The sequence below is a fragment of the Bradyrhizobium sp. USDA 3315 genome (genome assembly GCF_054056795.1).
Genome location: NZ_JBSRYP010000001.1, coordinates 1,387,295 through 1,408,181, shown reverse-complemented (window position 1 = coordinate 1,408,181; position 20,887 = coordinate 1,387,295). Strand labels below are relative to the sequence as shown.

The 20,887-nt window shown below is 65.0% G+C and carries 19 protein-coding genes; 8 read left to right on the top strand and 11 right to left on the bottom strand.

Annotated features, from left to right (window positions below):
• The first annotated feature begins 199 nt into the window (after positions 1-199).
• From ACVIYL_RS06535 to ACVIYL_RS06515, 5 genes are all read left to right on the top strand, one after another.
• Positions 200-3,736: a helicase-related protein gene (locus tag ACVIYL_RS06535; protein ID WP_456778038.1), complete on the top strand. Its 3,537-nt coding sequence runs from the start codon at positions 200-202 to the stop codon at positions 3,734-3,736.
• 30 nt (positions 3,737-3,766) lie between these two features.
• Positions 3,767-4,051 (top strand): RNA-binding S4 domain-containing protein, encoded by a 285-nt coding sequence (locus tag ACVIYL_RS06530; protein WP_310882090.1) that lies wholly within the window; start codon positions 3,767-3,769, stop codon positions 4,049-4,051.
• Positions 4,052-4,187: 136 nt separating this feature from the next.
• Complete coding sequence (fdxA, locus tag ACVIYL_RS06525) at positions 4,188-4,526, top strand: ferredoxin FdxA (protein ID WP_016844914.1); 339 nt, start codon at positions 4,188-4,190, stop codon at positions 4,524-4,526.
• A gap of 411 nt (positions 4,527-4,937) precedes the next feature.
• The gene (locus ACVIYL_RS06520; RefSeq protein WP_080686805.1) at positions 4,938-5,744 is read left to right on the top strand and encodes a CarD family transcriptional regulator; all 807 of its coding nucleotides are present in this window, start codon (positions 4,938-4,940) and stop codon (positions 5,742-5,744) included.
• 310 nt (positions 5,745-6,054) lie between these two features.
• Positions 6,055-6,609 (top strand): hypothetical protein, encoded by a 555-nt coding sequence (locus ACVIYL_RS06515; protein WP_156436051.1) that lies wholly within the window; start codon positions 6,055-6,057, stop codon positions 6,607-6,609.
• Between the two features lie 334 nt (positions 6,610-6,943).
• Here the strand turns inward: ACVIYL_RS06515 and ACVIYL_RS06510 are convergent, their stop codons facing one another.
• Positions 6,944-7,363, bottom strand: a complete 420-nt coding sequence (locus ACVIYL_RS06510; protein ID WP_456778037.1) for a hypothetical protein — start codon at positions 7,361-7,363, stop codon at positions 6,944-6,946.
• A gap of 194 nt (positions 7,364-7,557) precedes the next feature.
• Between ACVIYL_RS06510 and ACVIYL_RS06505 the strand changes: the two genes are divergently transcribed.
• Positions 7,558-7,956 (top strand): nuclear transport factor 2 family protein, encoded by a 399-nt coding sequence (locus tag ACVIYL_RS06505; RefSeq protein ID WP_057015516.1) that lies wholly within the window; start codon positions 7,558-7,560, stop codon positions 7,954-7,956.
• 58 nt (positions 7,957-8,014) lie between these two features.
• On the opposite strand, the gene ACVIYL_RS06500 is transcribed toward ACVIYL_RS06505, so the two are convergent.
• Genes ACVIYL_RS06500 through cyoA form a run of 7 tightly spaced genes read right to left on the bottom strand, consistent with a single transcriptional unit; the run spans position 8,015 to position 14,938 of the window.
• A complete protein-coding gene (locus tag ACVIYL_RS06500; protein WP_253606106.1) occupies positions 8,015-8,551 on the bottom strand; it encodes a response regulator transcription factor in 537 nt (178 codons plus the stop codon).
• The gene (locus ACVIYL_RS06495; protein ID WP_456778036.1) at positions 8,541-9,926 is read right to left on the bottom strand and encodes an ATP-binding protein; all 1,386 of its coding nucleotides are present in this window, start codon (positions 9,924-9,926) and stop codon (positions 8,541-8,543) included. Before ACVIYL_RS06495 ends, ACVIYL_RS06500 begins: the two co-directional genes overlap by 11 nt.
• Positions 9,898-10,704 (bottom strand): SURF1 family protein, encoded by an 807-nt coding sequence (locus ACVIYL_RS06490; protein ID WP_076824829.1) that lies wholly within the window; start codon positions 10,702-10,704, stop codon positions 9,898-9,900. Before ACVIYL_RS06490 ends, ACVIYL_RS06495 begins: the two co-directional genes overlap by 29 nt.
• A 26-nt stretch (positions 10,705-10,730) precedes the next feature.
• Complete coding sequence (cyoD, locus tag ACVIYL_RS06485) at positions 10,731-11,132, bottom strand: cytochrome o ubiquinol oxidase subunit IV (RefSeq protein WP_456778035.1); 402 nt, start codon at positions 11,130-11,132, stop codon at positions 10,731-10,733.
• Positions 11,129-11,761: a cytochrome o ubiquinol oxidase subunit III gene (gene cyoC / locus ACVIYL_RS06480; RefSeq protein WP_225163208.1), complete on the bottom strand. Its 633-nt coding sequence runs from the start codon at positions 11,759-11,761 to the stop codon at positions 11,129-11,131. The genes cyoD and cyoC overlap by 4 nt, the downstream gene beginning before the upstream one ends.
• Complete coding sequence (gene cyoB / locus ACVIYL_RS06475; protein WP_057015510.1) at positions 11,758-13,761, bottom strand: cytochrome o ubiquinol oxidase subunit I; 2,004 nt, start codon at positions 13,759-13,761, stop codon at positions 11,758-11,760. The genes cyoC and cyoB overlap by 4 nt, the downstream gene beginning before the upstream one ends.
• 10 nt (positions 13,762-13,771) lie before the next feature.
• Entirely contained in the window at positions 13,772-14,938 is a 1,167-nt protein-coding gene (cyoA, locus tag ACVIYL_RS06470) for a ubiquinol oxidase subunit II (RefSeq protein ID WP_253606114.1), read from the bottom strand.
• A 233-nt stretch (positions 14,939-15,171) separates the two neighbouring features.
• On the opposite strand from cyoA, the gene ACVIYL_RS06465 reads away from it, so the two are divergent.
• Positions 15,172-16,461, top strand: coding sequence for an MFS transporter (locus ACVIYL_RS06465; protein WP_283065627.1), 1,290 nt, complete (start codon positions 15,172-15,174; stop codon positions 16,459-16,461).
• Positions 16,462-16,598: 137 nt separating this feature from the next.
• On the opposite strand, the gene ACVIYL_RS06460 is transcribed toward ACVIYL_RS06465, so the two are convergent.
• Positions 16,599-17,408, bottom strand: coding sequence for a transporter (locus ACVIYL_RS06460; RefSeq protein ID WP_456778034.1), 810 nt, complete (start codon positions 17,406-17,408; stop codon positions 16,599-16,601).
• A 192-nt stretch (positions 17,409-17,600) separates the two neighbouring features.
• Between ACVIYL_RS06460 and ACVIYL_RS06455 the strand changes: the two genes are divergently transcribed.
• Positions 17,601-18,002 (top strand): c-type cytochrome, encoded by a 402-nt coding sequence (locus tag ACVIYL_RS06455; RefSeq protein WP_057015128.1) that lies wholly within the window; start codon positions 17,601-17,603, stop codon positions 18,000-18,002.
• Positions 18,003-18,368: 366 nt separating this feature from the next.
• Here the strand turns inward: ACVIYL_RS06455 and ACVIYL_RS06450 are convergent, their stop codons facing one another.
• Together ACVIYL_RS06450 and ACVIYL_RS06445 are read right to left on the bottom strand one after the other, a co-directional pair.
• A complete protein-coding gene (locus ACVIYL_RS06450) occupies positions 18,369-19,862 on the bottom strand; it encodes a M48 family metalloprotease (RefSeq protein WP_456778033.1) in 1,494 nt (497 codons plus the stop codon).
• Positions 19,863-19,934: 72 nt separating this feature from the next.
• Complete coding sequence (locus ACVIYL_RS06445) at positions 19,935-20,681, bottom strand: thermonuclease family protein (protein WP_456781786.1); 747 nt, start codon at positions 20,679-20,681, stop codon at positions 19,935-19,937.
• Between the last annotated feature and the right edge of the window lie 206 nt (positions 20,682-20,887).

Below are 20,887 nucleotides of genomic sequence, written 5' to 3'. Positions count from 1 at the left end.
GAGGAGGCCGCGCAGCGGCCGTCTCGAAGGGCGACGGCCCTGCTGTCTCATCAAGATCGCCGCAAACGGGTCGATCTCGGCCGTGCATCCTTCGAGACGCGCTGACGCGCTCCTCGCAGGTACAACGGCGAATTCGCCGTTGTACCGGGGATGACGGATCAGAGAGCGCCCCAACAAATTCAAGAAACACCTGCAAAATATGACTTTCTCAACTTCGTTCGGAAATGACCGCGTGCCCGGTGCAGGCGTTACCGCGGTGCTCGGGCCGACCAACACCGGCAAGACGCATCTGGCCATCGAGCGCATGCTGGCGCATTCGTCGGGCTTGATCGGGCTGCCGCTGCGGCTCTTGGCGCGCGAGGTCTACAACAAGATCGCGGACCGCGCCGGCGTCGACAACGTCGCGCTGATCACGGGCGAGGAGAAGATCAAGCCGAAGGCGCCGCGCTTCTGGGTCTCGACCGTCGAAGCGATGCCGCGCGATCTCGACGTGTCCTTTCTCGCGGTCGACGAGATCCAGATCGCGGCCGATCTCGAGCGCGGGCATGTGTTCACCGATCGCATCCTCAACCGCCGCGGCCGTGACGAGACGCTGCTGCTGGGCGCGGCGACGATGCGGCCGATGATCGAGCGGCTGCTGCCGGGTGCCTCGATCATCACGCGGCCGCGGCTGTCGCAACTCGAATTCGCCGGCGACCGCAAGATCACGCGGCAGCCGCGCAGAACGGCGATTGTCGCGTTCTCCGCCGACGAGGTCTACGCGATCGCCGAATTGATCCGCCGTCAGCATGGCGGCGCGGCCGTGGTGCTGGGCTCGCTCTCGCCACGCACGCGCAATGCGCAGGTCGCGATGTTCCAGAACGGCGAGGTCGATTATCTCGTTGCGACTGACGCGGTCGGCATGGGGCTCAATCTCGACGTCGATCACGTCGCCTTCGCTTCCGACCGCAAATATGACGGCTATCAGTTCCGCCGCCTGACCCCGGCCGAATTCGCGCAGATCGCCGGCCGCGCCGGCCGCGCGACGCGCAACGGCACCTTCGGCACCACCGGGCGCTGCGCGCCGTTCGAGCCGGAGCTCGTCAACGCGCTGCAGAACCACACCTTCGATGCCGTCAAGGTGCTGCAATGGCGCAACGCGAAGTTGGACTTCGCCTCGCTCGGCGCGTTGCAGGTGTCGCTGGCGCTATCGCCCAATCATGAGGCACTGACGCGGGCCCCGGTGGCCGAGGATCTGCGCGTGCTCGAGCACGTCGCGCGCGACGCCGAGGTGCGCGAATGGGCGCATGGGGCCAAAGCGGTGGAGCGGCTGTGGGAGGCCTGCCAGGTTCCGGACTACCGAAAGCTGTCGCCGGCCGCCCATGCCGAACTCGTGACCACGCTGTATGGCTTCCTGATGCAAAAGGGGCGTATCCCTGACGCATGGTTTGCCGCCCAGGTCGACCAGGCCAACCGGACCGACGGCGATATCGACACGCTATCGGGCCGGATCGCGCAGATCAGGACCTGGACCTTTGTTGCCAACCGGCCGGACTGGCTCTACGACCCGGACCACTGGCAGGGGATCACGCGCGAGCTCGAAAATAAATTATCCGATGCGCTGCATGAACGGCTCACGGAGCGTTTCGTTGACAGGCGGACCAGTGTATTGATGCGCCGCCTGCGGGAGAACTCAGTTTTGAATACGGAAATTGGCAAGACCGGTGAAGTGATCGTGGAAGGCCACGTGATCGGCCGGCTCGATGGTTTCACCTTCGCACCTGATGCGGCCGAGGCCGGCAGCGACGCCAAGGCGCTGCAAGCCGCCGCCCAGCAGGTGCTGGCGCGCGAGATCGATGCGCGTGCCGAGAAACTGGGCGCCGCCCCTGACGAGCAGTTCGTGCTGACCTCCGACGGCACCATCCGCTGGACCGGCGATGCGGTGGCCAAGCTGGTGGCCGCCGAGGACGCGCTGCATCCGCGGCTGCGCATCATCTCCGACGAGCGGCTGACCGGCGCCTCGCGCGAAGCGGTGCAGACCCGGCTCGACCTCTGGCTCAAGACGCATATCGAAAAACTGCTCGGGCCGCTGTTCGAACTGTCCAAGGCCGAGGACCTGCAGGGCATCGCCCGCGGCATCGCCTTCCAGCTGGTCGAGGCGCTCGGCGTGCTCGAACGCGCGAAGATCGCGGCCGAGATGAAGGATCTCGACCAGCCCTCGCGCGCGGCCCTGCGCAAATACGGCGTGCGGTTCGGCGCCTACCACATCTATTTCCCGCAGCTCTTGAAGCCCGCGGCGCGCTCGCTGGCCTCGCTGCTGTGGGCCGAGAAGCAGAGCAATGCCGATATGGCGGCATTGTCGAATGTGCAGCATCTCGCCTCCAGCGGCCGCACGTCGTTCCCGGTCGATAAGGCGTTGCCGCGCGATGCCTATCGCGTGCTCGGCTATCGCCAGTGCGGCGAGCGCGCGGTGCGCGTCGACATCCTGGAGCGGCTCGCCGATCTGATCCGCCCCGCTTTGGCCTGGCGCGAGACCTCGCCGGGCGAGAAGCCTGCGGGTGCGTTCGACGGCCGCGGCTTTGTCGTGACGCAGGCGATGACCTCGCTGACCGGCTCCGCGGGCGAGGATTTTGCCTCGATCCTGCGCGCGCTCGGCTACCGCATGGACCGCCGTCCGCCGCTGCCGCCGAAGCCCGTCGAGGCCGCGCCGGCCGAGACCACGGAGGCCGTAGCCGAGACCACGGAGGCCGTGGCCGAGACCACCGAGACGGTCGCCGCCGAGACGCCGCCAGTCGAGGCGACCTCTGAGGCCGCCGTGGATGCGCCGGTTGGTGCCACCGCCGAGGTTGTGGCCGAAGCGCCGGAGGCCGCCACGGATCAGCCAGTGTCGGGCGATCCCGCACCGTCGGCCGCGCTGCTGCCCGATGTCGGCTTTGCCGAGGTGGTGTCCAGCGAGGCGACGCCGGTCGTCGTCGAGACCAAGCCCGAGCCGGCGGCAGAAGCTGCCGCGGAGCCCGCCGCTGTCGCCGAAGAGCCCGCTGCTGAGGCGCCCGCTTCGGAAGCGGTATCCAAGTCCGCGCCTGCCGTGGAAGCCACTGCAGAGACGCCCTCCGAGACCGCCACTGAGGCGGCCGCGGAGACCGCGAGTGCTGAGGCAGCACCAGCTGAAGCCACTGCCGCCGCCGCGGAGACGCCGGCCGAGCCGCAGCTGGTCGAAGTCTGGCGTCCCGGTGGCCGCTCCGACGAGCGCCGTCCGCATCATCGCGGCCACGATCGGAACCGCGGCCGTCACCAGGGCAAGCCCGCCGAGGGCGCCCAGGCCGCCGAAGGCGGCGGTGAGGGGGGCAACAGCAAGCGCGAGCAGCATCGCCGTCCGCGCCGTCACCAGGATTTCCGCGCGCCGCGTCCGGGCGCGCCCGCGGATCCGGCTGCGGCCCCCGCCGAAGGCGCGCAGGCCCGCGACAACAGGGACGACAAGGGTCAGCGCCGCGAGCGCTTCGAAGGCAAGGGTCGCGACCGCGACAACGAGCGTCGCCGCGACAACAAGTTCGGCGGCGACCGCAAGGGCGAGCGCGGCGATCGTGATCGCGGCGGCCGGGATTTCGGCAAGGGCGGCCGCGACAAGCGCGAGGGCGGCCCGTCGCATCGGCCCTACGCCTCGAGCGCGCCGCGCGAGCGCGACCGGCCGATCGATCCGAATTCGCCATTCGCCAAGCTCGCTGCCCTGAAAGAGCAGCTCGCAGGCCGGAAGGAATAGTCCAACCCTTGGTTTAACGCTTGGTCTAGTTTGGATCGACAGCGCCTCGACAAATGGCTGTGGCATGCGCGCCTGGTGAAGGCCCGCACCAGCGCCGCTGAACTCGTCGCGTCAGGTCATGTCCGCATCAACGGCACGCGCGAGAAATCGCCGGGCCATGCGGTGAAGGCGGGTGATGTCGTCACCGTCGCGCTCGATAACAGCGTCCGCGTGCTCAAGGTGATCGGCTTTGCCGAGCGGCGCGGCGATGCCAGTTCGGCGCGGGTGCTGTACGAGGATTTGCAGGCCGGCAATTTGCAGGCCGGTAAGGAGTAGTTATCTAGCGCTTGCTATCTCAATTTGGGTGGCAGGAGCGTGAGAATACTGGCGTTTTTCGAGGGCCGCTTCCCTTGCGGCCCCGGTATTCCTGCGCTACGCAACCCCAGAAAAATCGATCGTTCCGGAGTTTTGGATGACCTACGTCGTCACTGAAGCCTGCATCAAGTGCAAATATACCGACTGCGTCGAGGTCTGCCCCGTCGATTGCTTCTACGAGGGCGAGAACATGCTGGTCATCCATCCCGACGAATGCATCGATTGCGGCGTGTGCGAGCCGGAATGCCCGGCGGACGCCATCAAGCCGGACACCGAGCCGGGCCTGGAAAAGTGGCTCGAGGTCAACCGCGACTACGCCAAGAGCTGGCCCAATATCACCCAGAAGAAGGACTCGCCGGAAGACGCCAAGGAGTGGGAAGGCAAGGAAGGCAAGTTCGAGAAATATTTTTCTCCGAATCCCGGCAGCGGCGACTGATTCGCCAGGGAATACCGTGGTAAGGTCGGGCTCTGGTCCGCCGCGGCCCTCCGTTCGGCCGCCGATTTAACCCTAATGACGGACATATGACCTGAACGGCCCCTGTTATGCCCGGAATCGGGCGTAAACCATTGATTTTTGCGGAAAATGTGCTATATCTGACACATTACAGGCCAAGAACCCCCTGCCATGCGTACCTTGTGGCTTCGAGGTTCCCGCAAACTCGAACAGGGGCGTGGCAGTTTCCGCGCGCAGGCTGTGTCACAGAAAACGCGTAAAAAGAGTGCTTCAAAGACGACGAAAAAAGCCGCTGTCGTTGCTCGCAGCGCAACCAAGGGCCGTGCCAAGGCGTCCGTGAAGGGGGCCAAGAAGGTGGCGGCTGCAAAGTCCTCAAAGAACAAAAGAAGCGTGATGCCAGAAAAGACTGCCAAGACTGCCGCGAAAGCGGCAGCTGCGAAGCCCGCTGCTGCCAAGGTCGCCCCCAAGCCTGCCGCGACCAAGACGGCTGCTGCGCCGAAGCCGGCCGCCCCGAAGGCTGCCGTCCCCGCCGCTGCTCCGAAGGCTGCCGCCAAGCCGGCCGCCGCGCCGCGCGTCGAGGAGCCGAAGAAGGTCGTGACGCAGCGTCAGGGCTTCAAGGCCAATGAATTCGTGGTCTATCCCGCTCACGGCGTCGGCCAGATCCTGGCGATCGAGGAGCAGGAGATCGCGGGCGCCAAGCTCGAGCTGTTCGTGATCAATTTCATGAAGGACAAGATGACGCTGCGCGTCCCGACGGCGAAGGTCGCCAATGTCGGCATGCGCAAGCTGTCGGAGCCGGCGCTGGTCAAGAAGGCGCTGGAGACGCTGAAGGGCCGTGCCCGCGTCAAGCGCACCATGTGGTCGCGCCGCGCCCAGGAATACGAAGCGAAGATCAACTCGGGCGACATCGTCGCGATCGCCGAGGTGGTCCGCGACCTCTATCGTTCGGAATCGCAGCCCGAGCAGTCCTATAGCGAACGCCAGCTCTATGAAGCGGCGCTCGACCGCCTGTCGCGCGAGATCGCGGTCGTGCAGCACTCGACCGAGACCGAGGCGATCAAGGAGATCGAAGGCCAGCTCGCCAAGAGCCCGCGCCGCGGCGCCAAGGCAGAAGCCGAGGGTGAAGGCGAGGGTGATGCCGACGGCGAGGATGCCGATACCGATGGCGACGATACCGCCGTCGAGGACGAAGCCGCCTGAAAGGGTTCGACGGATTGAAAACAAAAGCCCGGTCGCAAGACCGGGCTTTTTGCTTTGGCGGCGTGTCCGTGGGGCACGCTTACCTCTCCCTGGTGGGAGAGGTCGGATTGCATGGCAAATGCAATCCGGGTGAGGGTGCAGGCTCTCCGCAAGTTGCAGCCCCTCGACCGCGATCTTCGCCCGGGCAGATCGATATTCCAAACTGTCCGCGCCGCTGGACTCTTGGACCAGCGGCACTCGTTGCCGACTTATCCCGAAACGGAACGCCGGTAACTTTTGCGCGTTCGCTCGCCAATGAGGAGAGCGGACCATGACATCAAAGGCAGGCATTTTTTTCGCAGGCGTTGGAACAACTTTTATTATCCTAGGCGCTGGGTTCGGTGGTGGACTGTTCATGGCGAATTCGGCGCTTAAGGATTCTGCCGGCGCCCCCGCGCGCGTCTCTTCGCCAGCGCCTGCGGAACCAGCGCGCGTTATCCTGCCATCCACGGCAGAAGCCGCGCAGCCACCGCAGCCTGCCACCCAACGAGAGCCCGCCACGCCAGACGCAGCCTCACCGCCGCAGCCGCCACTGGAGCCGGTCAAGGACGTACAAGCGCCTGTCGAGAAGCAGGCGGACGTGGTGGACACGAGAAAATCTGACATTGCAGAAAAGGAGCGGCGTAAGCGCTACGCCGAACGCAAGGCGAAGCGCGTCGCGACCGAGCAGGCGAGGCGTCAACAGCGGCGCATCGAACAAGGCGAGCAACGCCGCGAAGCTCCGGTGCTCTTGGAGCAGGCGCGACGCCACGAAGTGCCGATCATGGCGTCTGAAGACGATGACTCCCCGCCGCGTCCGTTCGCGAATTTCTTCAGGAATGACTGAGCGCATCGCTTTAGTGAAGGAGCCGAGGAACAGTCCGCAATCGAGGGACGTTAGTGCTGATACAGAAGGCCCGTTCGTCTGATGGCTAACGAAAACTCCATTGCTTCAACTGCCAGTCCTGAACAACGCATAGAGCAGGCGTCAGAGGCGATCCGTCAGATGGCTGAGCGCGGCGTATTCGAACCTTTGCCGCAACAAGATCGGTGGCTGCATCACTTGAGTGAAGCGACCAGGGCGGCTCCGCTTCAATCGCTTGCCGTTGCATTCTTGCTGGGGGTCTTCCTGGCTCGGCGGTAGCCGTCGGCTACGCCGTTGATGCTGCCGCGCCGCGTGCTCAATACGAGCGCTGCTCGATGCCCCAGCGGCGGTTCTCGGAGGTCACGATCCATAGATTGCGGTGACGGCTGGCAATCGATCCGTCGGCGCGGTGGCGGCTGTATTCGACCAGCAGATGCACCTTGCGCGGCCCGACCAGCACCGGCTCCTTGCGCTGATAGGTGCTCTTCGTCCATCCCGTGGTGCGCGCCAGATCGTTGAAGAACGACGGCGGCAGCTGGCCCGGGCCATCCCAGATCACGAGCTTCTCGCCGGACAGGATGACGTGCGGGAAGTGCAGCAGCGCGTCCATGCCGGCGAGATCGCGAGCGTTGAAGCGGTCGGTGAAATCGTCGATGCAACGGATCGCCGCCGCGATCATGGCCGCATGGTCGGCATTGTCAGGGTCGGGTTGGAAGAGCTTGTCGGCATTACTCATGCCGTCGCTTTACACTGGCAGCGAAGCGAGCCGCAATGACGCTCGAAGCTACGTAAACGATCCTGACCAGTATCGTCTTGTCTTGCTTCATGGATGACGACGGCAACGGGAGCGCGGCGTGCTATGCTGACCGCCCTGCCGTTATTTGATCGACATTAAACTGACCCCATCAATTTGCAGCGAGGAGAAATTCGATGACATCCAATGTTGAGGCAACCAGGAAGGGTTATGAGGCCTTTCAACGTGGTGACATTCCGACGCTCATGAGGGATCTGATCGATGACGACTGCACGTGGATAACCCCGGGTCCCCAGGACAAACTGCCTTGGGCCGGGACCTTCAAGGGAAAGCAGCAGATTGCAAACTTCTTCGTCCAGGTTGGCGAGAATCTGGAATTCAGCGAGTTCGCGCCGCGTGAGATGATTGAGCAGGGCGACACCGTCGTGGTCCTGGGTACACTCACGGCGCGGGCAAAGAAAACAGGCAAGACTGTAACGAACGAATGGGCCCACGTTTTCAAGTACCGTGACGGGAAGGCGGTCCGCTTTCAGGAGTACATTGACACTGCGGCGGATGTTGCCGCGATGTCGTGACAAAGCAAGAGGCAGGCGCGCATGCGCGGATGTCGTCGGCGTCATCCGCCTCTATCGCCTACTTCACCCGCTGCTTCTCGAGCTTGCGCGCCAATGTCCGGCGATGCATGCCGAGGCGGCGGGCGGCTTCGGAGATGTTGAAGTCGGTCTCCATCAGGGTCTGGTGGATGCGCTCCCATTCCAGCGTCTTGATCGAGGTCGGCCGCGCGCCAAGCTCGATGGCGGCGTTGCCGGCGGCCTTCTGGAACGCGGCCTCGATGTCGTCGGTGTTTGACGGCTTGGCCAGATAGTGGCAGGCGCCGAGCTTGATCGCCTCGACCGCGGTCGCGATGCTGGCAAATCCGGTCAGCACGACGATCAGCATCTCAGGGTCATGCGCGTGCAGCGCTTCGACGCAGGCAAGGCCCGATGCGCCGCCGGCGAGCTTCAGGTCGACCACCGCATAGCCGGGCGATTGCTGCTCGAGCAGCTGGCGGACCTCGTCGAGCGAGGCCGACACCGCCACATCATAGCCGCGGCGCTCGAACGAGCGCTTCAGCGTGCGGGCGAAACCCGCATCGTCCTCGACGATCAGGAGCTGGCGTTCATCCGTCAAGATGGTCTCCGATCGCAAGCGTCGAGAGCGGCAGCTCGAGCCTGACCGCGGCGCCGATGTCCGGCCGGTTGCGCGCCGTCACCACGCCGCCCAGCTTGCGCACCACGTTGACCACCAGGAACAGGCCGAGGCCGCTGCCGGGGCTGCCCTTGGTCGATTGATACGGCTTGCCGATATGCGCCAGCATCTCGCGCGAGAAGCCCGGGCCGCGATCGGTCACCGACAGCACCAGCGTGTCGGCATTGCGCTCGGCCATCAGCTCGATCCAGTCGCGCGACACCTCGGCGGCGTTGTCGAGCACGTTGAAGATCGCCTGCTTGAGCGCGATGTCGGATACGATCGCGAGATCGGCGCCGAAAGCGTTGCGAAAATACAGCGTGGCCGACGGCCGCGTCGTCCGCCATTCCTCCACCAATGCCGTCAGGAACGCCGCGACCGTGGTCGGCGAGGAGCCTTCGCCGCGGGCTTCGCCCGCCGAGAGCAGGATGCCTGTGACGATCGATTTGCAGCGCTGCACCGAGATCTCCATCTCGCCGAGGTCTTGCGACATTTCAGGGTCGGAGGCGAGCGCGGGCATCCGGCGCCAGTCGCCGAGGATGACCGAGAGCGAGGCGAGCGGCGTGCCGAGCTCATGCGCGGCGCCGGAGGCCAGGAGGCCGATCCGGACGATGTGATCCTGCTCGGCGGCGTGCTGGCGCAGCGCCGCGAGGCGCAGGTCGCGATCGCGCAGATTGCGGTTGATCCGGGTCATGAACACCACGAGCAGCACGGCGTCGAGCACGAGGCCGATGAAGGTGCCGGCGATATAGAGGTTGAAGGCATCGGCGAAGCCGTGCTGCGGCAGCTCGAGCGGCCGGTAATAGCTGGTCAGCCAGGCGAAGTTCATGCAGACCAGCGCCACCAGCGACCAGGTCGAGGGCGCATCGAGCAGCACCGCGCCAAGCGTCACCTGCAGCAGATAGAGCGAGGTGAACGGGTTGGTGGCGCCGCCGCTGAGATAGAGCAGGGCGGTCAGCGCCGCGACGTCGAGCGCCAGCGCGACCAGCAGCTCGCGGTTGTTGATGTCGGCGCGGTAGCGCAGCCACAGCAGGCTGACGACATTGAGCGCCACCAGCCCGGAGATCACGGCCGCCAAGGGCAGCAGCGGCAGCGCGACGCCCATCCAGAACTGCACAAAGCCGATGGTGGCGATCTGGCCGATCACGGCGATCCAGCGCAGCTGGACCAGGAGGGCCATGTTCTTGCGATTGGTCGCGATGTCGGCGGGCGCGGCGAGGTCGAACGGCATGCCGGCGGCCGCGCCCGCGGCGGACGGCGTTACCGCCGCGCCGGTCGCGGCCTTGTCGTCATGCAGATCCGATGTGCGCTCGAGCATCTGGGCCTGTGTCGCGAGACAGATTGCGGGCTGCGCCGATCAAGCGGCGCACGGCGGCGCGCCGTGAACCCCACCTTGGATCGGAGGCGCCGGCGCGGCTCCTGCCGCTGATGACGCGCAGGAGCGCGCCCGCCAGCATAAGGGCCAGTGCGAACCATGTCAGCGCGTAAATCAGGTGGTTGTTCGGAAACCGCACGATCGTGAGCCCGCCGATTGGGTAGCCGCCCGGATTTGGCGTCGCATCGGCGTCGATGAAGAAGGGGGCTACATGCGACAGTCCGTGCGCGGCGGCGATGGCGGCGACGTCGCGGGAATACCAGCGGCCGGCCGAAGCATCGTTGCTGCGCAGGAAGCCGCCCTTCGGCTCCGACATCCGCAGCAGTCCGGTGACGCTGACGGCGCCCTGCGGCTCGCCATCGCGCCGTGTCGCGGGATCGCGTTTATCAGCGGGAACAAAGCCGCGGTTGACCAGCACGGTGGTTCCGTCGGCGGCTTGCAGCGGGGTCAGTACCCAGAAGCCGGGACCTTCGGCCGTGACGGCCTGCACCAGCGTTTCGTCGGCGTTGAGGAACGTGCCGCGTAGGGTGACGCGGCGGTATTCATCGCTCGCGGCCGTGACCGCCGGCCATGACGATGGGGGCGGCGGCGCGACCGGCGCGGCATGCATGCGCTGCTCGACCCGCTCGATCAGCGCCAGCTTCCAGGTCCGGCGTTCGATCTGCCAGATACCGAGCGCGCTCAGCAGCACCACGCCCAGCATGCCGAGCGTGAGCAGCAACAGCGAGGGTCTGGCAGACCGCATCGTCACGGCATCTGGCTCATGTCGTGCAGCGGCATCATGTTGATGTTGAGATGATGCATGACCCACAGCGAGCCGGTCAGCGCGATCACCACCATGACCACGGTGAAGATCATCGCCATCATGGTCCAGCCGTTCTCGGACCGCGTGTTCATGTGCAGGAAGTACACCATGTGCACGACGATCTGCACCGCGGCGAGCACCAGCACGATCAGCGCGGTGACCTGCTTGTCGGCGATGGCGCCGGTCATCACCAGCCAGAACGGCACCGCGGTGAGGACGACGGAGAGACCGAAGCCGATCAGATAGCTCTGCAGCGAGCCGTGAGCCGCGCCGCCGTGATCGCCATGTCCGTGGCTGGCATTGGCTTCGAGCGTATGAGCTTTGGCGTGAGCTTCTTTTGTCATCGCAGCATTCCCAGGAGATAGACGAAGGTGAAGACGCCGATCCAGACCACGTCGAGGAAGTGCCAGAACATCGAGAGGCACATCAGCCGGCGCCGGTTGGCTTCGGTGAGGCCGAAGCGCGCGGTCTGCACCATCAGCGTCACCAGCCAGACGAGGCCGAAGGTGACGTGCAGGCCGTGGGTGCCGACCAGGGTGAAGAACGACGACAGGAAGGCGCTGCGCTGGGGCGTTGCGCCCTCGTGGATCATATGCGCGAACTCGGTGAGCTCGATGCCGAGGAAGGCGAGGCCGAACAGCCCGGTGATGGCGAGCCAGGCTTGCGTCGCGCCGATCCTCGATTTCTCCATCGTCAGCATGGCGAAGCCATAGGTGATCGAGGAGAGCAGCAGCATCGTGGTGTTGAGCGCGACCAGCTTGAGGTCGAACAGGTCCTTCGGCGATGGGCCAGCGGCATAGTTGCCGCCGAGCACGCCATAGGTCGCGAACAGCATCGCGAAGATGAGGCAATCGCTCATCAGGTAGATCCAGAAGCCCAGCATGGTGCTGGCGCCTTCCGGATGATCGTGCTCGTCCACAACGTGAAAGATCGGCTCGGAGTCCTGGGTAGAGACCGTTGTTGCTACGCTCATGTCTGGGCTCCCGCGGCGAGCACGCGTGTCCGCGCGTCTTCAGTCCGCACCACCTCATCCGCCTGGATGTGGAAGTCGCGGTGATAGTTGAATGTGTGGCCGATCGCGACCGCGAGCAGCGCAACGAAGCTGACGGCGGCGAGCCACCAGATGTACCAGATCAGGCCGAACCCCATTACCGTCGCGAGGCCCGCGAGGATGATGCCGGTGCCGGTGTTCGACGGCATGTGGATCGGCTTGAAGCCGGTCAGCGGGCGCCTGTAGCCGCGGCGCTTCATGTCCCACCAGGCGTCGTTGTCGTAGACCACGGGCGTGAAGGCGAAGTTGTAGTCCGGCGGCGGCGACGAGGTCGCCCATTCCAGGGTCCGCGCGTTCCAGGGATCGCCGGTGGTGTCCTTCAGTTGCTCGCGGCGCAGAATGCTGACCGCGAACTGCACCAGCATCGCGACGATGCCGAGCAGGATCAGGAACGCGCCGAAGCCCGCGATGATGAACCAGATCTGCAGGGAGGGATCGTCGAACACGCGGAGCCTTCGGGTCACGCCCATCAGGCCGAGCACGTAGAGCGGCATGAAGGCGAAGTAGAAGCCCGAGACCCAGAACCAGAACGACAGCTTGCCCCAGAACGGATCGAGCCTGAAGCCGAACGCCTTCGGGAACCAGTAGTTGATGCCGGCGAACAGGCCGAACAGCACGCCGCCGATGATCACGTTGTGGAAATGCGCGATCAGGAACAGGCTGTTATGCAGCACGAAATCGGCCGGCGGCACCGCCAGCAGCACGCCGGTCATGCCGCCGATCACGAAGGTCAGCATGAATGCCACCGTCCACATCATCGGCAGTTCGAAGCGGATGCGGCCGCGATACATCGTGAACAGCCAGTTGAACATCTTCGCGCCCGTCGGGATCGAGATGATCATGGTGGTGATGCCGAAGAACGAGTTCACGCTGGCGCCGGAGCCCATCGTGAAGAAGTGGTGCAGCCAGACCAGGTAGGACAGGATGGTGATGACGACGGTGGCGTAGACCATCGAGGTGTAGCCGAACAGCCGCTTGCCGGAGAACGTCGCGGTCACCTCGGAGAAGATGCCGAACGCCGGCAGCACCAGGATGTAGACCTCGGGGTGGCCCCAGATCCAGATCAGGTTCACGTACATCATCGGGTTGCCGCCGAAGTCGTTCGTGAAGAAGTTGGTGCCGACGTAACGGTCGAGCGACAGCAGCGCCAGCACCGCCGTCAGCACCGGGAAGGAGGCGACGATCAGGACGTTGGTGCAGAGCGAGGTCCAGGTGAACACCGGCATCTTCATCATCGTCATGCCCGGCGCGCGCAGCTTGACGATGGTGCAGATCAGGTTGATGCCCGATAGCGTCGTGCCGACGCCGGCGACCTGGAGTCCCCATATGTAATAGTCGACGCCGACATCGGGACTGTAGCCGATGTTCGACAGCGGCGGGTAGGCGAGCCAGCCGGTGCGGGCGAATTCGCCGACGAACAGCGACATCATCACCAGCACGGCGCCGCCGACCGTCATCCAGAAGCTGAAATTGTTGAGGAACGGGAAGGAGACGTCGCGAGCACCGATCTGCAGCGGCACCACATAGTTCATCAGGCCGGTGACCAGCGGCATCGCCACGAAGAAGATCATGATCACGCCGTGCGCGGTGAAGATCTGGTCGTAATGATGGGCCGGCAGATAACCGTCGGAGCCGCCAAAGGCGATCGCCTGCTGCAGCCGCATCATCAGCGCGTCCGCGAAGCCGCGCAGCAGCATCACGATGCCGAGGATCATGTACATGATGCCGATGCGCTTGTGGTCCACGGTGGTGAACCACTCGCGCCACAGATAGGTCCAGAGCCGGAAATAGGTGACGATCGCAAACAGCGCGAGGCCGCCGGTCGCCACCACCGCGAAGGTGCCGACCAGGATCGGCTCGTGGATCGGCAGCGCCTCCAGATTGAGGCGACCGAAGATCATCTTGACGAGATCGGGATTCATGCGGTCCTCCTCAGGACTCTGATTTCGGACGCTGACCGAGCAGCAAGGATGTCGACGAGGGGTGCGCGGGCGAGAACGGCGGGCGCTTCAGCCCGAAGCCGCGCAGCGGCGTCAGGTCGAGCGGCGCGGTGATCTCGTGCGACGGCGCGTCCTTGATCTCGTCCATCGAGCAGATGCCGGCGACGAAGGTCGGCTCAGAGCCGAGCGGCGCGCCGCGGCGGGCGTATTTGTCGTAGGTCAGCGGCAGCGTGTTGTTGAAGCCTTCGCGGCCTAGGCCGCCCTTGGCGTCGATCGCCATCATCTCGCTCATGCACATCTTGCCGGGCTCGACGCACATGTTGAGGACCGCCTTGTAGAGATCGCGGTCGACCGAGCGGTAGAGCCGGACCGGATCGTTCTGGCTCGGACGCTCGAGCTGCAGATAGTCGGTGCGGCCGAGCATGTTGGCGCTGGTCTTGGCGGTGGCGATCCACTTGTCGAAATCGGCGCCAGAAAGGCTCTTGAAGTCGAAGTGCATGCCGGAGAAGCCGGCGCCGCTGTAATTGGCCGAGAAGCCGCGATAGGTGCCTTCCTTGTTGGCGACCGCGTGCAGCTTGGTCTCCATGCCGGGCATGGCGTAGATCTGGCCGGCAAGCGCGGGGATATAGAACGAGTTCATCACGGAGGACGCCGTGATGCGGAAGCGGATCGGGCGGTCGACCGGAGCTGCGAGCTCGTTGACGGCGGCGACGCCGTAGTCCGGGTAGATGAACAGCCACTTCCAGTCGAGCGCGACCACCTCGACATTGAGCGGGGCGTCCTTGCTCTCGATCGGCTTGTCGGCGGCGATGCGGCCGAGCGAGCGGTAGGGATCGAGCAGATGGGTGCCCATCCAGGTCAGCGCGCCGAGGCAGATGATGATCAGCAGCGGCGCCGACCAGATCACGAGCTCGAGCTGGGTGGAGTGATCCCACTCCGGCTCATAGGGGGCCGCAGCGTTGGACTGGCGGTAGCGCCAGGCGAAGAACACGGTCAGCGCCATCACCGGAAGCACGATGATGAGCATCAGGACGGTCGAGATGACGACGAGGTCGCGCTGCTGGGCGGCGATGTCGCCGGCAGGCGCCAGGACGACGAAATCGCACCCGCCAAGGAGCGCCGCGAACGGCAATAAGGCCAATAATTTCAAGGCGCGCACGGCTCACCCCACTTGAATTTTATGAGTTCCGCCAAGGGGTAGCTGCGATGCAGCAAAGTTCACATTGGACAATTTGTCCAATGTTGCACTGCGGGATGGAGGGGCAGAAGGTGAGGTGGACCGCGTGGCAATCTGCCCGTGGCCTCACTTCTTGTTTGAGCACGGTCTATTCGGAAAACCGGTTGGATCATGCTGAAAAGGACGGTTCTCCGGCGATGGCACAAGCCCCAGCAATGGCTCACGGCACCCCGACCGCATCAGGTCACGGGCAGGCGAAACCCGGCGAAATCGCCATCGGCGTCATCATCGGACGCACGTCGGAATTCTTCGATTTCTTCGTCTATGCGATCGCCTCGGTCATCGTGTTCCCGAAGCTGGTGTTCCCGTTCGTCAATGAGCTGACCGGCACGCTCTATTCGTTCGGCATCTTCGCGCTGGCCTTCGCCGCGCGGCCACTCGGCACCGTCATCTTCATGGCGGTCGACCGCCGCCACGGCAAGGGCGCCAAGCTCGTCATCGCGCTGTTCCTGCTCGGCACCGCCACTGTGGCGCTCGCGTTCCTGCCCGGCTACGACACGATCGGCGTCGCGGCGATCTGGCTGTTGGCCGCCGCGCGCGTGCTGCAGGGCATCGCCTGGGGCGGCGCCTGGGACGGCCTTGCCTCGCTGCTGGCGATGAATTCGCCGGCAAACCGCCGCGGCTGGTACGCGATGGTGCCGCAGCTCGGCGCGCCGCTCGGGCTGATCGTGGCCAGCGCGCTGTTCGCCTTCTTCGCCGGCAACCTCTCGGCGGATGATTTCTTCGACTGGGGCTGGCGCTATCCGTTCTTCGTCGCCTTCGCCATCAACGTGGTGGCGCTGTTCGCGCGGCTGCGCATGGTGGCGACGGATGAATATTCCGAGCTGTTCGAAAGCCGCGATCTGGAGCCGGCGCGGGTCGGCGAGACCATCGCGCAGGAGGGCCGCAACATCCTGCTCGGCGCCTTCGCGCCGCTGGCGAGCTTTGCGCTGTTCCACATGGTCACGGTGTTTCCGCTGTCCTGGGTGTTCCTGTTCACCAAGGAAAGCCCGGTGCGCTTCCTGATCATCGAGATGATCGGCGCCATGGTCGGCGTGGTCGCGATCATCGCCTCCGGCATGATCGCCGACCGCGTCGGGCGCAAGCCGCTGCTGCTGGGATCGGCGGTCGCGATCGCGGTCTATAGCGGCTTTGCCCCGCAGCTGCTCGATGCCGGGGCGTTCGGCGAAACGGTGTACATGGTGCTCGGCTTCGTGCTGCTCGGCCTGTCGTTCGGCCAGTCGTCGGGCGCGATCGCCTCGAGCTTCGCGCGCAACTATCGCTACACGGCCTCGGCACTGACCTCGGATTTAGCCTGGCTGTTCGGTGCCGGCTTCGCGCCGCTCGCGGCGCTGCTGCTGGCGACGCATTTCGGCCTGATCTCGGCCGGCGCCTACCTGTTGTCGGGCGCGGTGTGGACGCTGCTGGCGCTGTGGCTGAGCGGATTGCGCGAAGCCGAGGGTTGAGCTCTTCTCCTTCCCCCTGAAAGGGGGAAGGTTGGGATGGGGGTCAGCCACAGGCTCCGCTGCAAGCGGAGAGAGCAGATCCCCACCCGCTTTGCTCTGGCGAGCAAAGCGACCTCCCCTTTTCAAGGGGAGGTGGGCTAGCGGAACAATCCGTCGACGCGGAACGAGTAGCCCAGGCCGACGATGTAGTTCGGTGAGTTGCGGTTGAGTCCGAACGCGACATGGAAGTCGACCTGCTGGGTCGGCGTGATCTGGTACAGGCCGCCGGAGTTGATGAGCTGAGTCGGCCGCGTGCCGTCGGGATAGTCGCCGACATATTCGGTGAACACGCTGATCCGCTCGGTCAGCTTCTTCTCGATCACGAAGGTCGCTTCCGACATGTGCCGGCCGGTCAGCTCGGCAGGGCGGAAGAATTCCGTGAACATGCCGCTGACGCCCCAGCCGTCATGCAGCGCCCATGACCATGGCAGTTGGAGATAGGGCTGCGCGCCGCGCCCGGCGATCTCGGCAGCGCCCGTCGGCAGCGCGACGCCGGCCGTGATCGAGAGGTCGAGCTTCCCCGGCAGCGGACTGATCTGCCATTTGATCCCCGGCGCGACGTCGGAGAAGCCCGAGGCGCCGGGCGACTTCACAGTGCCGACATAGCTCGGCAGGTCGACCAGCACTTCGAGGCAAGGCGCAATCCCGAGCCGCCAGCGGCTGTTGCTGCCGTCGATACTGCGACCACTGCTGCGGCCGGTCAGGTTGATGCCGTTCTCGTTCTGCAAGCTCCCGACCGGCACGACGATACTCGAATTGGTGACGTCGGGCCGGTCGGTCGCGATTTCGTCGCCCGGCTTGGGACAGCCGTCCGCGCGCGCGGCGGTGGCTGCTGCGAGTGTGAGCGCAGCAAGCACGCACCCGAGTTCGGCAAGTCGAGCGACGGCGCCGAACCGATTCTGAAACACTGGGGATGCTCCAATAGCCCGGCGCCGCTGCGGAGGTGGCAGCTTTCGATAGAGATCGGCGGCGCGCGGGGATATTCCCGGCGCGCCCGAGAATCTTCGTCAGACGTCGGCGGCGCGAGCGCGCGGCATTTCAGGGAATAGAATGGCAGCATGGCTGCTCCTGTTGTGGTGGCAAACAGGAGAGCCCCGGGAATGAGCATTCGTTCGATCGCAGGCGTGCTGGCGCCGCGGCAAGCCAAAATTGCCGCGATGGCGGCCATCGCGATTCTGCTCGCCCTGAACAGCGCCCGTGCCGCGGGAGATGCGGCGCGCGGCGCCACGCTGTACCAGGGCTGCGGCGATTGCCACTCGATCGACAAGAACGACGTCGGCCCGATGCACAAGGGTGTCGTCGGCCGCCTAGCCGGCTCCGTCGCAGGCTACGACTACTCGCCGGCGCTGAAGAACTCGAAGATCGTGTGGACCGAGGAGAATCTCGACAAATGGCTCACCGGTCCGGACACGATGGTTCCGGGCACCAAGATGTTCTACGAGGTTCAGGATCCGAAGGATCGCGCCGACATCATTGCCTTCCTCAAGGAGAAGGCGAAGTAGCGGGCTATCTCTCATGTCGTCCCTGCGGAAGCACTAGCGTATATACATATCCTCCGCAGTCTTTCCGGAGTCTTCTCAAAGAGTTGGCCGAAAACCGCAGAGAACTTACTCATCTGCACTAGGGTTGCGCCCGCCGATTTCGGCTCTCGCCTAGTAGCTAACCCCTTGATGATGAGTCGGTTTTCTAGCCTCGAAGAGATGTGTAAATGCCCTAGTGCGGAAGCAGGGACCCATAACCACCGGAATACGTTGTTAGGGCGCGCTGTGGCCCCAGCTTTTTTCAATCAATCGATAGCTGTGGTTATGGGTCCCGGCCTTCGCCGGGACGACAGCGGTAGTGAGGCGCGAGCGCGACACCTCGCAACCTCAATCCACCACGATCTTGACGCGGTCGCGCGGCTTCACCTGGGCATGGGCGTCGAGGCCGTTGAGCACGCGGAAGCGCTCGGTCGGGTGATCGACGCCGGACATGCGGTGCGACAGCGATTCCACGGTGTCGCCGGGCTGCACGTTGATGACCTTGATGCGCAGCGGCCGCGCGGCCTGGATCTCGTCGAGCGTCAGGCGGCGGAACGAATTGACGGTCTCGCGCGCGTTACGCTCGCTCTCGGTGGACTTCTGCTTGGCGGCGAAGATGAAGCGGTAGACGTCGCTGCCGAAGCGCAGCGCGTAGACCTTGAACTGCCACTGGTCGCCATGGGCGGTGGCCGAGGCCGCCGGAAAGCCGTTGATGTTGAGGTCCTCGGTCGAGGACTTCTCGACGCCTTCCATCCAGCCCGAATTCAGGTAATCGCCGAGCGACTGCTCGGCCGGCACCCGCACCACGTCGAAGCGCATCGCCTGGCTGCCGCCCTCGCGCACGCCGATCACCGCCTGCGCGGTGTTGTCGAGCGTGAAATTATCGGGCGCGGTGAAGGTGAAGCCGAGCTTGGGATGCAGGAAGCGGCGGCCGCGCACGAACCCTTCGCTGGGATCCTCGCCATAGACGATGTTGTCGATCGCGGCGAGATAGGTCTCGCGATCGCGCTCGTTGCTCTCGGGCGACGAGTATTGCCGTGCGGTGGTCTGCGCGTTGTTGATGCGCTCGGGCGTTGCCGGATGCGACGAGGTGAAGTCCTGCGCGCGCGGATCGAGCGCGGTCTTGCCGATCTTGAGCGCGGCATTGCGCTCCATCGCGGTCAGGAAGCGCGCCGCGCCGTAGGGATCGAAATGCGCGCGGGCGGCGATCCCGACGCCGATGCCGTCGGCCTCGAATTCCTGCTGGCGCGAGAAGCTCGCCATCGTCAGCTTGGTCTTGGCGAGCGCCAGCGCGGTGAGATCGGGATCGGTGCTCATGTCGGTGACGACGCGCGTCACCACCGCCGCCTGGCGGGCCTGGTCCTCGCGCATCGCCGCGTGCTTGGCCAGCACATGCGCCATCTCGTGGCTCAGCACCGAGGACAGCTCGGAGGTGTCGCTGGCGAGCGCAATCAGGCCGCGCGTGACATAGAGCTGGCCGGTCGGCAGCGCGAAGGCGTTGACCGCGCCGGAATTGAGGATGGTGACCTTGTAGGCCTGGTCGGGCCGTTCGGAGGCGGCGACCAGCCGCTCGACGGTCTTGCTGATCAGGGCCTCGAGCTTCGGGTCGTCGTAGGCGCCGCCATAGGACGACAGGATGCGCTCATGTTCGCGTTCGCTCGTGGGCGTCTGCTGTACCACGCGGTTCGGCTTTACCGGCGCCGCCGCTGCCGTGGGCGCGGCCTGCTCGAACCGGCCGACATTGCCGCAGGCCGACAGCGTCAGGGCGGCGCAGATGAGCGCCGGCGCAGCCAAAAGGCGGCGGCCAGTCCCCTCTTCACGCCGTCCTGCGCGCTCAATCACGTCAAAAACTCACAAATTGTCCCGTAAAAAGACCGGGGCAGGGCCCCTGGGTTTCTTGAGTCCCTTGGACCTCTAGTTCCCGCCGAGCACTTCAAGCTGCCCCACCCGGAGCAGTTCGATTCGCGGCCCACGTCGTGCTTCCACCCAGCCTCGTACACGAATCTTACGATTTTCCAGAGACTTGGGCGCAAGCCCGGCCGCCTCGAACGCAGGGACTATGCGCCTTGAAATAGTCGCAGCAAAGTCCTGAGTCCAGTTTCGACCGAAATTCAGGTAGGTCGTCGCGCCCGCCTGACGCACGGACAAAACCCTGCCCTCGACCACTGTAAAACGCCCGATCCCGGTCAAAATATCGGCGGAACTTTCGGCGTTTTTTATGACGGTGGCCTCGGCCCAGGTTCCCGATCGGGCGGCCCTGGCCTCGGCCTCGGCCGCCATCAGCGCCGCCGCACAGTCCTTGTCGGCGACCTCGGATGACGCCACAGCGAGGCCCTGGCGAAGCAGCTCGCTTTGCACGGGCTTCTCACTGCCTTCGAGGAATGCGTAGGCCGGCTGCCGGCCATAGCGGTCCGGCGTGTCATCCTGTCCGCGCAACGTCACCTCGCGGCCGACCAGCAGCGCCGTCAGTGCAGCGATGGTCTTCGCCTTGTCGGCCACCTCGATACCGGTGAGCTTGATCTCACGGCCGTCGTCGAGCCGCAGGCTGCGCGCATCGATGATGGCGGCGACGCGACCCTCGCCCTGAATCTCGAAATTGCATCCACCCGCTTCGGCGCGTCCGCTGCACGCGCCGATCGCGAGGACGCATGCTGTCATCATCACCGCCCACGGACGGCGACGCCATGCTCTTTCGCGTGGAGGCGTCATGCGGCACTCGTGACTCCGGCGCGCTCCGCTCGGAGCGTGGTCGCCAACAAGGACAGTCTGACGGAAAGATCGCTTCAGAGCCACCTCAAGCGAAGCGAAATCGCATCGAGGGATGCCATCGTTGATTCGGTGGTCAATTTTTCTGCGGCGCTTCTCAT